Source organism: Treponema phagedenis, from assembly GCF_008153345.1.
In the GTDB taxonomy this organism is placed as follows: domain Bacteria; phylum Spirochaetota; class Spirochaetia; order Treponematales; family Treponemataceae; genus Treponema; species Treponema phagedenis.
Window position 1 is genome coordinate 2,352,289 of the sequence record NZ_CP042818.1, and the last position, 14,451, is coordinate 2,366,739.

At 40.0% G+C, this 14,451-nt stretch carries 11 protein-coding genes; all 11 read right to left on the bottom strand.

All coding sequences use genetic code 11. The features are described 5' to 3' along the window. Positions 1 to 59 precede the first annotated feature (59 nt). Positions 60 to 911 (bottom strand): L-ribulose-5-phosphate 3-epimerase, encoded by an 852-nt coding sequence (locus FUT79_RS10430; RefSeq protein ID WP_148884568.1) that lies wholly within the window; start codon positions 909 to 911, stop codon positions 60 to 62. A 247-nt stretch (positions 912 to 1,158) separates the two neighbouring features. Continuing rightward, complete coding sequence (locus tag FUT79_RS10435) at positions 1,159 to 1,893, bottom strand: L-ribulose-5-phosphate 4-epimerase (RefSeq protein ID WP_024751986.1); 735 nt, start codon at positions 1,891 to 1,893, stop codon at positions 1,159 to 1,161. A 23-nt stretch (positions 1,894 to 1,916) separates the two neighbouring features. Beyond that, a complete protein-coding gene (ptsP, locus tag FUT79_RS10440; RefSeq protein WP_002699233.1) occupies positions 1,917 to 3,551 on the bottom strand; it encodes a phosphoenolpyruvate--protein phosphotransferase in 1,635 nt (544 codons plus the stop codon). A gap of 4 nt (positions 3,552 to 3,555) precedes the next feature. Further along, entirely contained in the window at positions 3,556 to 3,816 is a 261-nt protein-coding gene (locus tag FUT79_RS10445) for an HPr family phosphocarrier protein (RefSeq protein ID WP_002699235.1), read from the bottom strand. Positions 3,817 to 4,334: 518 nt separating this feature from the next. After that, complete coding sequence (locus FUT79_RS10450) at positions 4,335 to 4,631, bottom strand: PTS sugar transporter subunit IIB (protein WP_002699237.1); 297 nt, start codon at positions 4,629 to 4,631, stop codon at positions 4,335 to 4,337. Positions 4,632 to 4,690: 59 nt separating this feature from the next. Further along, positions 4,691 to 6,151 (bottom strand): PTS ascorbate transporter subunit IIC, encoded by a 1,461-nt coding sequence (locus FUT79_RS10455; RefSeq protein WP_002699239.1) that lies wholly within the window; start codon positions 6,149 to 6,151, stop codon positions 4,691 to 4,693. A 42-nt stretch (positions 6,152 to 6,193) separates the two neighbouring features. Continuing rightward, positions 6,194 to 7,252, bottom strand: a complete 1,059-nt coding sequence (locus tag FUT79_RS10460) for a hypothetical protein (RefSeq protein ID WP_039943356.1) — start codon at positions 7,250 to 7,252, stop codon at positions 6,194 to 6,196. 20 nt (positions 7,253 to 7,272) lie between these two features. After that, positions 7,273 to 8,376 carry an L-ascorbate 6-phosphate lactonase gene (gene ulaG / locus FUT79_RS10465; RefSeq protein ID WP_024751989.1) on the bottom strand — a complete coding sequence of 368 codons (1,104 nt, stop codon included), beginning with the start codon at positions 8,374 to 8,376 and terminating at the stop codon, positions 7,273 to 7,275. Positions 8,377 to 8,756: 380 nt separating this feature from the next. After that, entirely contained in the window at positions 8,757 to 11,405 is a 2,649-nt protein-coding gene (mutS, locus tag FUT79_RS10470) for a DNA mismatch repair protein MutS (protein ID WP_024751990.1), read from the bottom strand. Next, positions 11,406 to 11,921, bottom strand: coding sequence for an OmpH/Skp family outer membrane protein (locus FUT79_RS10475; protein ID WP_002699255.1), 516 nt, complete (start codon positions 11,919 to 11,921; stop codon positions 11,406 to 11,408). Between the two features lie 21 nt (positions 11,922 to 11,942). Continuing rightward, positions 11,943 to 14,426 carry an outer membrane protein assembly factor BamA gene (gene bamA, locus FUT79_RS10480; protein ID WP_024751991.1) on the bottom strand — a complete coding sequence of 828 codons (2,484 nt, stop codon included), beginning with the start codon at positions 14,424 to 14,426 and terminating at the stop codon, positions 11,943 to 11,945. Between the last annotated feature and the right edge of the window lie 25 nt (positions 14,427 to 14,451).

Below are 14,451 nucleotides of genomic sequence, written 5' to 3' on the forward strand. Positions count from 1 at the left end.
GCTTATTGTTTTCATGTTCCCTATGCGGTTATTTTTTTGGCGTAACCACTGCGCTTGCCTTACCCTGTCTGCTGTTTATCTAAAATAGCGCTCAGCATTGCGTGCGCATCACGGATATCATTCTCCCATGAAGGATTGCCGGTGTACCACATTTCCGCTACAAAGCGTCTGACGCCGAGCTGCCATGCTTTTTGTATTCCGCCTTCAAAGTCTACATGTCCGGTGCCAAAAGGGATTTCGCGGTATTTACCGGAAACGGTTTCTTTTAAGTGCATTGCAATAAGATGTCCACGTCCTGTTTCCAAATCTGACAATACATCAGTTTTATATTTGCAAGCAGCATTGGTAATATTTCCGAGATCGGGATACACACCAAGATACGGAGAATGAATGGATTTTACATAGTGCATTGCTTTTTCTGTTGTATCCATAAACTCAGTTTCCATTGTTTCAAAGCCGAGCATGATTCCTGCTTTTGCTGCCATATCTACAGCCTTTTGCAAATTACTCGCGAAAAAATTTTTCGTCTCTTCATTGCCCTGTTCATAATATACATCATAACCGGCAAGTTGGATGATTCTAATTCCCAATGCAGAAGCAAGCACAACCGCTTTTTCCATTATTTCAAGACTTTTGCTTCGAATCTTTTCATCCATGCTTCCAAGAGGATATTTTCGATGTCCGCTTAAACACATACTTCGAAAACAAATCCCCGTTTCACTCATTATATTATTAAGACGTTGTATTTCAGTGCGAGAATAATCAAGCCGTTTGAGTTTTTCATCAGTTTCATCAACACTAATTTCAACAAAATCAAATCCGCATTTTGCAGCTGTTCGCAGAGCTTCCTCATACGATAATGAAGAAGGCATTGCTTTTTCATATAAGCCAAGCTGATATACTTTTTCCATTACACGCTCCCATAAAATTTTTTGAAGGATTTGTCAAAACCATACTGTCTTACTCGGAATAATTAAACTGCCGACCAAAGCTGCCCGCGGTTCAAATTCCAAAAGCATCTTTTTATGTTTTCAAGACGACAGCACAAAAATAACGTTTTAAAAAATACAGTTACTCGTTAAACACACAATCCGTTGTTATTCCTGAACGGATTGTGCATTACCTTCTTTTGTAATTCTTTTTAATAAGAAGAGTCTATCATATTTTTTTACTCTGCCCGTAATAGGCATTTGCTCCGTGTTTACGCAGATAGTGTTTATCTTGTAAAATTTGCGGAGCAGGCTCAATGTGGTTGTTGAGGGCTTCGGCTCTTGCCGCCATTTTAGCAATTTCTTCCAACACAACCGCATGATAGACTGCCTGTTCAGGAGAGGTACCCCATGCAAAGGGCCCGTGGTTTTTACAAAGAACACAGGGCATGGCAATATACGGTTCAATACTTTCACCTTTTTGTTTTTCAGCCGTTGCTATTTGTGTAAAATGCTCCGCGATAAGAACACCGGTATTATATTCATAATCTTCGTCTATTTCTTTTTGTGTGAGTGTTCGCACGCAAGGAACAGCCCCGTAAAAATAATCCGCATGCGTTGTTCCGTAACACGGAATACTTCGACCTGCCTGTGCCCAGCTTGTTGCCCAGGGGCTATGCGTATGCACAATTCCGCCTATCTTTTTAAAAGCATTATACAGCACAAGATGTGTTTTTGTATCCGATGATGGGTTATAATCGCCTTCTATTTTATTGCCCTTTAGATCCATAACAACCATCATTTCGGGTGATAGCTTTTCGTATTCAACACCGGAAGGTTTTATTACAAAGAGCCCCTTTTCGCGATCAATTCCGCTGACATTTCCCCACGTAAAAGTTACCAACTTATGTTGTTGCAAATCCATATTTGCTTCGTATACTTTTTTCTTTAACTCTTCAAGCATGTTGATTCTCATCTCCTTTGAATTTATATTTTCAACGTAAGCAGATGTTCTTTGAGATAGGGTATACGATTAGGACTCATACTCAGTTCACGCAATCCTGTTTCCAAAATAGCTTCGGTACATTCGGTAAGAGAAGCCATTTCTCCGCACATGTGTATTTCGATTCCCGCTTTCAACGCCGCATGAACGGTTTGGCGAATAAGCGAAAGAACCGCAGGGTGCATTTCATCATAGAGCTCAGAAACATACTCGTTCCCTCTGTCAACGGCGATAGTGTACTGCGTTAAATCGTTTGTTCCGATACTGAAAAAATCAACATGCTGTGCAAGCGTTTCCGCAGTTAAAGCTGCGGCGGGTGTTTCTATCATTATACCAAGCGGCACCGGTTTTATTTTTTTGCCGTCTCGCTCTTCCAATTCTTGATAAACGGATTCAACCAGTTTTTTTGTTTGCAAAAGTTCTTTTTCACCGGTTATCATCGGAATCATAATTTTGCAATTGCCATATTCACTTGCCCGCAATAATGCCCGAAGCTGCACGCGAAAAATCTCAGGCGTTTTTAAGCAATATCGTATTGCTCGCCAGCCTAAAAAGGGATTTTCTTCTTTAGGAATTCCTAAGGCGGCAATGTGTTTATCTCCGCCCGCATCAAGAGTTCTAAATGTTACCGGCCTGTCACCCATTTTACTCAAAACTGTTTTATATGCCTTAAACTGCTCTTCTTCAGTTGGCAATTTTTCCGGATTTTGCATAAATAAAAACTCAGTGCGGAATAAGCCGATACCTTCAGCATTATTTTCCAGCACAGCGTCAATTTCTTCTACCGTACCGATATTTGCCATGAGCATTATCGGGGTTCCTGCGCCGGTAACGCCTTTTTTGTCTCTGAAAGATTCCATGCACTTTTTTTCAGCCTCAGCTTTGGATATTTTTTCCGCATACTCCGCTTTTAACGCAGAGTCGGGATTTACAAAAAGGTTGCCTTCTACAGCATCAACAATCAGCAAATCTCCCGTTTGTATGCCCGCTTCCGTATAGTTAATACCGGAAAGCATTGGGAGTCCCATGGAGCGGCACACAATCGCAGCGTGAGAAGTGCGGCTTCCTGTTTCAACTACAATTCCTTTTAAGTACTTTTTATCCGCTTTTGCCATATCGGCAGGACCGACTTCGGTTGCAACTAAAATAAAATCAGCCGCCTCGCCGATATTACCACTTTGGGCACCGGTGTGCATATCCATGATAATTCTAAATATTTGTCGAAAATCATCCGCACGCGCTTGCATATACGGATCATCAAGGGCTGCCATATCAGCGGCATATTCATTACATACATCCATGAGTGCTGTCGAAAGATCCACCGATTTTTCTTTTATACAAGTTTCAACATCGCTGCGCAATTCTTCATCATCGACAATTTCAATATATGCGGCAAAAATCTCACTTTGTTCTTCAAAGCCGTCTGCGGCAGCCTTATCCTTTAGCCGCTCTATTTCCGCTATTGTTTTTTTAAGCGCCACATGAAGAGATTCTATTTCATGCTGAAATTGACTCTCGTTAATAGATACTCGATTTCCACTGAAATGATTTGTTTCTAAAACAACTGCTTTTGCAAGAGCAAAACCCGCAGCAGATGCGAGACCTTGAAATTTTTTCATAGTCTCACTCCTTTAAATTTACAATATAGTCGGTTAAGGCATCGATAGCTTCTTGTTCATCATCACCTGATACAATAAGTGATATTGCATCATTGCAAGAAATACCGATTTTCATCATTTTAATAAGACTTTTTGCGTTTGCCTCTTTATCGCCCTTTCGTATAGTAACATCCGATTGAAATTTTTTTGCCAGTTGGACAAATTCCGTGCCGGGGCGAGTATGTAGTCCTGTCGGATTTGTAATGGTAAGCTCTACTTCTTTCATAATCCACCTCCCATAGTGAGTACTAAGGATGTCATCAAAACAATCATCCTCAAGATTCCAGAATTCTTTTCGTCAATCCTTTTGAGCGAAACCGTATCTGTCAAAACCTCAATAGTTACGCAGCATATTTTTAAAATTCAATACTTTAAACAATGAGGTTTATTCTAGTACAAACATTCTTTTGATAGTTTAATTAGTTTTTTTAATTCAATACAAATCATAAATAATTTTATAAAAAAGAGCCCGACACGGCGCAAGGGCGAACCCTTGGAATTTCTACCTTTGGTTCGCCTACGGTGGGCAATTTACCATAAGAATGCTGAATCTGCAAACCGCTCCGATTAGTACAGCAGCAAGTTAATTACAGAACGTTATACTAGACACACATTCGCACAGCATTATAATTACAGATAAATTTTATTTGCATAATGTACGAATATTTTTGCCCATCGCTATCATAAACCGTTAATACCAAAACCTATATTTGTTACCATTTTGCTATCTGGTTTAAAAATATCTTACTTCAATGAAGCAAGATCAGCTTCAAGTATTTTCCCTTCAATTTCTTTTTCATCCAAAAGATTTTTTAGCGCAATCACTTTTACACCCTTCGCTTTTACCGTTGTAAAAGTTTCCATCAGATTCTCGGGGCAAACAACTGCATGATAACTTTCTGCGGTGCTTTTTGCTTCACCTATATTTGTGTGATGAATATCCGCGGCAATATTCAGTTTTTTCAAAACCTTTGCCATTTTCATTTTGATAATCTGACTTGACCCCATACCGGATCCGCATGCTACTACAATCTTAATCATATATCCTCCAATAAAATATTATTTAGAAGCCGCTCACTATGAGCGGCATTTTAAGATTTTTAATTTTCTTCTTCAGAAAGCGATGCAAAATTTTCTGCAACCACAAAATATTTTTCTCTTTTATACTTCCCAAAATAATACTGAAGCTGCGGTATCGCAAGTAAGAAAATTATACATATTGCAACGCCTACATACTGCATGCTGTGCATTATGAAGCCGAAAACCGGCCAAACCGTATCCCAGTCAAAGTTACCGTGCCACCCGCCGAATTTTCCAAGTCCGAAATAAAAAGCAGCAAGCGCTCCTCCCAGTACCTGTACTACTCCTGAAATAAGCGGCAAAATACATGCAGCTTTAACCCCACCCTTTCTGTTGGCAAAAACCGCAAAGGTTGCATTATCAAAGAACACAGGAACAAATCCGGTGATGATAAAAATGGGACTCTTAAAAATAATGAGTCCGGCAATAGCGATAAATTGTCCAAGTGCTCCGAAAAGGAAGCCAATTGTTACCGCATTCGGGTGCCCAAATCCGTATGATGCGGCACAGTCAATTGCAGGCATTGAACCGGGCAATAATTTTTCAGAGATTCCTTGGAAAGACTCGGTTAATTCTCCAACAAAGAGTCGAACTCCAAGTTGCAGGATTTGAAGATATACGGCAAAGGTGAAAGCTTTTTCTACAATATAAAAACCAAAACTTTGTTTTGTTGAAAACCCTTTGTCCAGTTCATGCATGATATCCTGACCGAGTATTGCAATAATGCCACCGAAAAAGAATGTCATCAAAACCGCTGTTGCCACAATGTTTTCATTAAATATTGAAAGGAAGCCCGGTAGTTTTATATCTTCAAGCTTCTGCTTATTTTTACCGCCTATTTTTTCGGCAACTTTATCCACGAGCCAAACACCGAACATTTGCTGATGCCCGATTGCGAATCCGCCGCCATCTGTTAATTCTTGTGTGGCACCGACAGTCATATTGGAAGAAACCGCCCAATAGGTTCCAAGCAAGAGTCCGAGCATGATAACAACATTAAAGTCCTGCAACGCGGGGAAGCAAAAAAGAACGATCCATAACGCGGTTGAAGATTGTTGTACCATAATATGACCGGTAATAAAAACAGTTCGAACCTTTGTTAAGCGCCGCGCGATAACCAAAACAAGATTCCATATAAAGGCTAAAAGCAAAACCTGCACCATCATTGTAAAAGATCTGCCTACATTTTCAACAGCAGCCTGTGCGGCAGCCTGTCCGAAATACGGATCGATAACAGCAGCGTTTAGCTGGAATCTTTGATTTAAACCCGCAAGAATGGGACGGAAATTTCCAACCAATCCGCCTGCGGCAACATTCAAAATCATGTAGCCGACCGTTGCCTTTATAAAGCCCGCAAGCGCGTTATAAAATGGTTTGCGCAATAATAGGTAGCCTAAAAAGACAATAAGACCTACAAAAAATGCCGGTTTTGTCAGAATATTATTCTGAAAAAACGTCCAAATTGAAATAATAATACCCATAAAATCCTCCTTATTTATACAGTTTTTTTACTGTATTTCAGTTTATGATAAAAATTCATATACTGCTATTTCATCAATTTCGCGGTTTGTTACCGCGAGGCAATCTTTCCCGTTTCGTTTAAAAAAACAGGCATTTGCCGCTCCCGTATTTTCATCAAGCATATCCGCCGCATAGCAACCTTTTTCCGAATCATAATAAAACGCTAAAAGCCGCTTTGCACCCTTTCGGTGTCCTATAAAAACGTATTCTTTTCCGGCAACGGTTGCGCGCTCTATTGCATGAGAAAACTCGGCTGCTTCCGGATAGTCATATACTTTTACGTATACACCGTCTTTGCACTCGTAAATTGCTAAAGCATCTCCGTGAAACGGCGAGATGACCAGCAGCTCTTTTTTGCCGTCAGCATTCAGATCTGCCATTATCGCATCGGATGCGGGAGTGTTTATCAGTTGTTCAATACCCCAATCTCCGCTTGGCTGCTCGGGGGGAGTAAAGCGAAACACACCGTTTTCAGCACTGATTATGGCGGTTTGCACGCCGTTGTGTATATCCTTTGTATATCCGTGATTTTTAGTCAGCCCGTCCTTAATACACGTAATATGAAGATCCTCTTCCCTTACATTTGCAGGATTAAAAGGATTCGGAAGCACTACTGCATATACTTTACCGGGAGAACTCCAATCATCTTTATGATGATGTTCCGATTTTATGGTACAGAGTATGAGATATCGGTAACCGTTCCGCTCCAGAATATCAAAGCGGTGCAAAAAAGGCATATCAAGCAGCTTTTTTACTTCCCACTCGGCACCGTTATTTTTCGGCTTTACATGCACAATACATGATTGGGCGGAATCATTCGGTGAATAAAATTTCTGCGTAGCAAGAAACTCTCCGTCAAAATCGGAAAGCGGAACTATACTCATTGTGCCGCCCGGGCCGTCCCAGACGCTTGATACCTTGTTTCCCTCTAAATCATATAAATTGCAGGCATCTTGTTTTTCAGCGGCAACCAGCAAATGATCTTTGCCGCTGAAATTTAACGTGCTTACCGCATAGCATTTTGATAATGTATCAATGCATTTTTTATGCACTTTTATCATTTACACACCTGTTCCTTTTATTAGAGCATAGAGCGGAACGGAATATTCTGCGGATGTTCAAAGCAATCTTCAAAACCGCGGCGATGATGATACATTCTCTTATCTTTATCCCGTGGATACACGTATTTACCGCCTACCTCCCAAATAAAGGGATGGAATTGATAATCAAGGCGATATTTTTTCATATCGTATAATACATTAATTTCATTGGTATCCGCCATGAAGTTTGTCCATACATCATGGTGAATAGGAATAACAATCTTGCAGCGCAGAGCTTCCGCCATGCGTAAAATATCAACGGAAGTCATTTTGTCTGCCATACCTATGGGGTTTTCACCAAAAGCACCGAAGGCAACATCAATCTCATGATCTTTACCGTGTTTTGCAAAATAAATAGAGTAATGGGAATCGCCTGAATGATAGATATTTCCGCCCGGCGTTTTAATCAGATAGTTTACCGCTTTATCATCCATATCGGTGGGACAGATTCCGGTAAGCTCTTCTCGATTTTCCGAAGTATCATCGGTAGTAACGAGACAGGTTCTGTCAAAAGAGTCAAGCGCAATAATTTCAATATCTTTTATTTTAATTTTATCGCCGGGTTTTACGGTTATGCAGCGATCGGCAGGCACGCCCCATTTGAGCCAATATTCAACTGACTTTTTCGGTCCGATAAACGGCACAAAGATTTCTTTTCCGTTTATATCAACGGTTTTCATGCCGCTTTTTACAACATGAGCGGCAAAATTCGGATCCATATGATCTTGATGATAATGCGTTGCAAGAACGGCATCAACATGTTTTACCGCAAATGGATCGAGAACAAAAGGAATTGCTCGCAAATTGGGCTGCATCATTCTGCAGCCCGCCATATTCGCCATTTGGTGTCCGGGCTTCATTTTATTATCACCGTGGGTTCTTTTACCGTTGCCGCTCCAGAGGTCTATCGTAATATTACAGTCTTCCGGTGTTTTTAGCCAAATTCCGGTGCATCCAAGCCACCACATTGCAACCTGATTTTTCGGAACCTGCTCTCCCTCAATTTCTTCGTTTAACCATGTTCCCCACTCGGGAAAAGTTTCCAGAATCCATTTTTCTCTTGTAATTTCATCAATTTTACTCATTTTTACCTCCGTAAAAAATTTTTCCGAGAACTAGTCAAAATCTTACACTTCGCACTGATTCAAAGAAATTTATCGTGAGCTGCTTTTGCGGACACAGGGAATAAAAATCTAAAAATTTTCAGCGCGCTTGCATAACAAGCCATGGATAAATAAACAGAGCGGAATCGCCTGCTTGTCTATCCGTATTTTTATTTGTTGATAAGGATAATCAGTTAAACCATGTAAGGCTCAAGCATTTTTTAACCGGTTTGATTGCTGTTTTGATTATGTTTTAAAGTGTATAATCAAACATTGTATTTGTCAATAATTGATACTCTCGAATAAGGGAAATTTCATTTTTTGTTGACAGGAAAGATTAGTGCCAAAATAAAAGATGTCCGCTATTTTTGAGGATATAAATTGTTTTTCCAGCGAGTAACCAGCTGCAGCGCTTCAAGCGGAGTTATTGAATCCGGATTAAGCGAAATAATTTCGTTAATAATCATATCTTCTTCCGAAAAGAGAGTGTTTGAGTTTTCACGCGGAGAGTGATTTTCAAAAGCTGCGGGGCTGATTATGTCTGCTGTAGTGTTTTGATTTTTTGTTTTTGCAAATAGATCTAAAAGGGTTTGTGCGCGAGCTAATACCGATTCGGGCACCCCGGCAAGACGGGCAACATGAATTCCATAGGAATTATTGGATACACCTTCAATAACCTTTTTCAAAAACACAATTTTCTCTTCTGTTTCAAGCACATCGAGACAAAAATTCTTTAAGCGAGGATGCTCAAGATACGACAACTCATGATAATGCGTTGCGAAAAGCGTTTTTGCACCGATTTTATTGAGTAAGTATTCACTTACGGCGCGGGCAATAGAAAGCCCGTCTTCGGTAGATGTTCCCCTGCCCACCTCGTCCATAATTACCAAGCTTTTTTGAGTTGCAGAGCGTAAAATATAGGCGGTTTCAGTCATCTCAACTAAAAAGGTAGATTCTCCGCGCGCAAGATTATCCGAAGCGCCGACTCTGCAAAAAATGCAGTCAACGGGAGTAATAACAGCCTTTTCGGCAGGAACAAAGGAGCCTATTTGCGCAAGCAAAACTATCAGGGCGGTCTGCCGCAAATAGGTGCTTTTCCCCGCCATATTCGGTCCGGTAATAAGAGCAAACGAAGGCAGAGAAGAATCCGATTCGGATGAAAGGTGTAAATCATTTGGAATAAACTCCCCTGCGGGAAGATGTTTTTCCACAACGGGATGTCTACCTGCAATAATTTCCAGCTGTCCGTCATCAACAAACGAGGGTTTTACCCAGCCATGTATACTTGCAGCTTGCGCAAAGGACTGAAACACATCAAGCTCTGCAATTTCAGCAGCAAGTTTTCGCAAAAAAAGATTCTCTTTGTTTATGCGGGAACGTATCTCAAAAAAAATATCCCGTTCACATGCAATGATATTTTCATCGACATTATTTAATTTAGTTTCAATATCTACGAGTTTGTCAGTAGTAAATCGATCGGCATTGGCAAGAGAGCGGCGGCGAATAAAGTGGTCGGGCACCGATTTTAAATTTCCCTTTGTTACTTCTAAAAAATAGCCGAGCATTCTGTTATATTTTATTTTTAAATTATGTATACCTGTTGCTTCTTGCTCTTCCAATAAATATTGTTCAAGAATGCTTGTTGCATTATTTCGCATATCATATAATTCATCAAGCTTTTCAGAAAAGCCGCGCTTAATGAGCTTCCCTTCGGTAAAAATAATTGAACAATCTTCAAGTATCGAGTTTTCCAGTAATGTGAAAAGCTCTATCAGTTTTTGCACTTCCAAGTCCGACAATTTTAAAAAAAAGAGGCTTTCTTCCGCGCTGATTCGATTAAGGCTGATGCAGGCGTTTAAACTCTGCTTTAAGGCAAGTAAATCTTTTGCGTGAGCGCGCTCCATCGCAAGCCGCCCCGCAAGCCGCTCAATATCAAAGATATCGGATAAATACTCTTGCACCCGATTAAACGCTCTCTGATTTTTATATAATACGTCCGTTTTTTCTAATCTTTTTTGAATTTCCGCCTTATCTCTTAAGGGGCGATGCAATCGATAACGTAATAATCTTGCCCCCATTGAGGTTTTTGTATAGCTCAGGGTTTCAAAAACACTGTAAGCAGAAGTCCCGTCTCGAATATTCTGCAAAATTTCAAGATTTTTCCGTGTTGAGTCGTCCATGGTAACAAAATCGTTTTCTCCGTATACGGAAATACCGGTAACATGAGAAAGAGGCGCCCCGGAAGTTTGCTCCAAATATTCCAGTAACAGTCCTGCCGGCGGCACTTCAGGAGAATCAACGGTAAGAGAAAATGCTTTAAGGTTTTCAGTGCCGAAACACATACAAAGCCGCTTTTCCGCAGTTTTCGGATTATACGACCAATCGGGATAAAGATTTTGAAACATATCCGGATATTCGGCACAGATGTTTTTAAGCTCCGGGATTTCCTGCGGTAGAGATTGCTGAATAAGGATTTCCTTCGGTTGAATTTTCCCCATCTCTTTTTTAAAATTATCAGCGAATTCCGACAACGGAAAAGAGGTGGCAAAAAAGTATCCGGTACTTACATCGATATAGGCAAAGCCGATGTAAAAATCAAAAGCTTTCTCCGTGCGATATTTTTTCGGTGTGCAGTATACCGCCGCAAGATAGTTTGCTTTGCCTTGTTCTAAAAAATCATCTTCAACAGCGGTTCCCGGCGTGATGATTTCTACAACTCTTCGCTTGGTTAATTCCCCCGGAACAGGATTAGAAACCTGTTCACAGATTGCGATTTTTTTCCCCGCTCGTAAGAGTCTGGCAATATAAATTTTTGCGGCATGGTAAGGAATTCCGCACATAGGATTTTTGCCCCGCTGCGTAAGCGTCAAGTTAAGCAGCTTGCTAATCTCTATTGCATCTTCATTGAACATTTCATAAAAATCTCCAAGTCTAAAAAACAATACCGCATCGCGGTGCTCCGCTTTAATCTCTTGGTACTGCCGCATCATTGGAGTTTGTACGTCGTTCATTTACCTGGAACCGAGCTCCCTAATTGTTTGTTCGGTAATATCGACAGTGGGACTGTACCAGACAATTCCTGAATCTTTTTGTAGATCTAATACCATCGTATATCCTTCACTTTCAGCAATTTTTTTTATTGCATTATAGAGTTTACCATAAAATTCATCATCGCTTGTAAGATTTTTCCTAATTGCGGCAAGCTCATCATTTGAAGCTTTTGAGTATTCCACTAAAAAGCTGGTTTTTGAGGCAATCATCGCGTCATATTTTTGCGCAATATTTTCTTTTCCAACCGCTTCTGCATCAACTTTTTTTTGGCGAAGCATAATTATCTCATCCGACATTTTTTTTATTTCGGCTTGATGTTTTGCTTTTTTTGCCTCATAATCCCGCACCGCCCGAGAATCACGTAAAAAAAGCGTATAAATTCGCGATGTATCAATGACGGCAAAACGGGTAATTTGTTGCGCAAATAAAAAAGCGCCGAACATCAAAAAAAATACAATACTCAAATTTTTTTTCATTATGAAACAATCTCCTTTATATCATAAATTAGGTGTATTAAATGAAAGCACAAATTTCCAATCAGCACCTTTTCCGTTTCCCCAATACGGCTTCCAGTTGTTTGAGCGGAAGGTATTGGCAAACATAAGGCGCAATGGAAATTGCGGTAAGGTAAATCGTAAGCAGGGCCCAAAACTAAAGTAGTAATCATTAATAGTGAGTTTTTTTAAGCTTTTTAAATCTTGCTTAACCGCCGCCGCATCAAAGAAAAAGTCAAATGATAAAATACCGTGTGCAAGCGGCCAGCGGAATTCCGCCCTATGCTGTATAAGCACATCTCCGGTTCCCGCCATTCCAAGGCTTGTCCATCCAAATCCGGCAAATATACCGTCAACAAGCAATTTGCTGTTTTCTCCGATAGCTTGTTTTGGATACGGCAGTTGGAAGGAAAAGCTTGAATAAAAAGCAAGCACAAATTTTAAATTCCACACGGGAGAAACCGGATAGTTTAAAAGCGTGAAATATAGCTCTCCTTTTGTTTCGGATCTGAAAAAGTATTCATCTTCAATCTTAGGTAATAAGCCGAAAAAAGAAATTTTTTCGCTTAAAAACCAGCCCTTTGACGGATCATATGCAAAATCTCTATTGTCAAAAGAAACCCCTGTCCAGAAAACATTGCTTAAAGACCAGCGTCTTTGCTGATTTCTTACCGCAAAGTCGGACGGCCGATATAAGTCCGCATTATAAAAGTTTTTTACAAGAGAAAAATTTATACCACCTCGTAATGTTATCATTGCATATCGAGGAAACCAGCGATAACCGGTATGCATACCGAAATCAAGCTCCAGTCGATTATACTTCATCTTATATGCTTCAGCCAATGTCGGATTTGCTTCATATTCTTCCCAGGTTGAGAAAGGATCAGGCGGAACCAGCCCTTTACTTGCCTTGGCATCTTTATCGGTAAACATAGGATATAAAACGTCCTGATTACTGTAAAGATATTTATGTGTTATACCGAAATCAAACCCCACAGTTAAAGGAGTTCCGAGAAACCAGTTTTCGGTGTAGTTCGCTTTTAAAGATTGTGTATCGGTTGCCACCGATCCGTTCACGGAAATAGAACTACCGCGCCCGAGAAAGTTGCGTTCTTCCCATTGTACAAAAAGGGAAAGCGGAAAGCTGTTTGCCGTTGAGGCGCCGGAAAAAGTAATACCGAATTGAATATTCGCAGTTGATTGCTCTTCAAGATTCAATACAATATCGATAAGATCTTGTTCGGAACCCGGCTGTATATCGGGAACGATTGATGAGAAGTAGCGCAGATTAAAAAGGTTCCTTAAACTGTCGGTAAATTTTGACTTTGAAAAAACATCACCCGGTTCTAAAAGCATTTCCCGTAAGATAACAGAATCTTTTGTTTTTTTATTCCCTCGAATAAAAATATTTTCAATATGGCTTCTAGCGCGTTCTATAATTGTTATGGTAAAAGAAACTTCTTTTGTTGAGGGATCTCGATGCTCTTCTTTTGTGATATGATTTGAAGTATATCCGTTTTCAAAATAGGTATCGGCAATGGCTTGAAAACCGCTTTCAAACAGGGTCATGTCCAATACCGCACCTTTTTTCAGAGAAATTTTTGATTCAAGTTCTTTTGTGCTGAACAACCGGTTCCCTGAAATTGTTACCCCGCCGAAAAGATATTGCTGCCCCTCCATAATGACATAGGTTAAGCTTACAAGATTCTTTTGCGGATTAGTTTTATCGTCTATTTTTTGAATAATATTTTCTACATGCGCATCAATATAGCCTCTTTCTGCGTAATAATTATGAATGGCGGTTTTATCAATCTCAAGATTGCTTTCTTTAAAGATTCCAGCAGTTAAAAATCGAACCTCTTGAGAGGCAAGCGTCTTTTTCAATGTTTTTTCCGTTGCAACGGTATTTCCTTCAAAATGAATTTCCGACACAACGGTTTGCTTTCCCTCGGTTATGGTAAAATGAATGATAATTCCATCAGCAGTTTTATCAACCGTGGAAGAGAGCTGAACAGCAGCATATCCTTTTTCAAGGTAATATTTACGCAAGCTTTCTTCATCCGTTTTGAGTTTTATTTCATTATAAATATCGCCCTTTTTAAGCAAAATTTTGGAAAGTAAGTCTCCGCTTCGTAAGCGATTATTTCCGGTGAATTTTATTCCGATAATCGCAGGCTGTTCTTTTACCGAAAACTGCAATAATACCGACTCATAATCGGGATCTGCAGGTATTGCTTTCGGAACAATTTCGGAAAAATAATCCAGAGCATACAGTTTTTGCAAAATTTCCCAATAGACATCGTCAGACCATTTTTTTCCTCTATATGAACTAAATATCTCATCAAGCTCTGCTTTTGATACATGCTCAAGCCCTTCAAAATGTATTCCCCGAATTGGTTTTTGTACATACCAGTTATCCGCAACCTCTGCGAATAACACTGTCATTCCAAAAAGAAAGCAAAGGATTACACCAATTTTTTTATACATTAAAATCTCCTATCGGATCACTTAT

Excerpts from the sequence above, each read along its gene's own strand:
- ptsP (WP_002699233.1), bottom strand. The coding sequence starts at position 3,551 with ATGAAAAAATTTCAAGGTCTCGCATCTGCTGCGGGTTTTGCTCTTGCA.
- FUT79_RS10430 (WP_148884568.1), bottom strand. The coding sequence starts at position 911 with ATGGAAAAAGTATATCAGCTTGGCTTATATGAAAAAGCAATGCCTTCT.
- FUT79_RS10445 (WP_002699235.1), bottom strand. The coding sequence starts at position 3,816 with ATGAAAGAAGTAGAGCTTACCATTACAAATCCGACAGGACTACATACT.
- FUT79_RS10455 (WP_002699239.1), bottom strand. The coding sequence starts at position 6,151 with ATGGGTATTATTATTTCAATTTGGACGTTTTTTCAGAATAATATTCTG.
- FUT79_RS10450 (WP_002699237.1), bottom strand. The coding sequence starts at position 4,631 with ATGATTAAGATTGTAGTAGCATGCGGATCCGGTATGGGGTCAAGTCAG.
- FUT79_RS10435 (WP_024751986.1), bottom strand. The coding sequence starts at position 1,893 with ATGCTTGAAGAGTTAAAGAAAAAAGTATACGAAGCAAATATGGATTTG.
- FUT79_RS10460 (WP_039943356.1), bottom strand. The coding sequence starts at position 7,252 with ATGATAAAAGTGCATAAAAAATGCATTGATACATTATCAAAATGCTAT.
- bamA (WP_024751991.1), bottom strand. The coding sequence starts at position 14,426 with ATGTATAAAAAAATTGGTGTAATCCTTTGCTTTCTTTTTGGAATGACA.
- ulaG (WP_024751989.1), bottom strand. The coding sequence starts at position 8,376 with ATGAGTAAAATTGATGAAATTACAAGAGAAAAATGGATTCTGGAAACT.
- FUT79_RS10475 (WP_002699255.1), bottom strand. The coding sequence starts at position 11,921 with ATGAAAAAAAATTTGAGTATTGTATTTTTTTTGATGTTCGGCGCTTTT.
- mutS (WP_024751990.1), bottom strand. The coding sequence starts at position 11,405 with ATGAACGACGTACAAACTCCAATGATGCGGCAGTACCAAGAGATTAAA.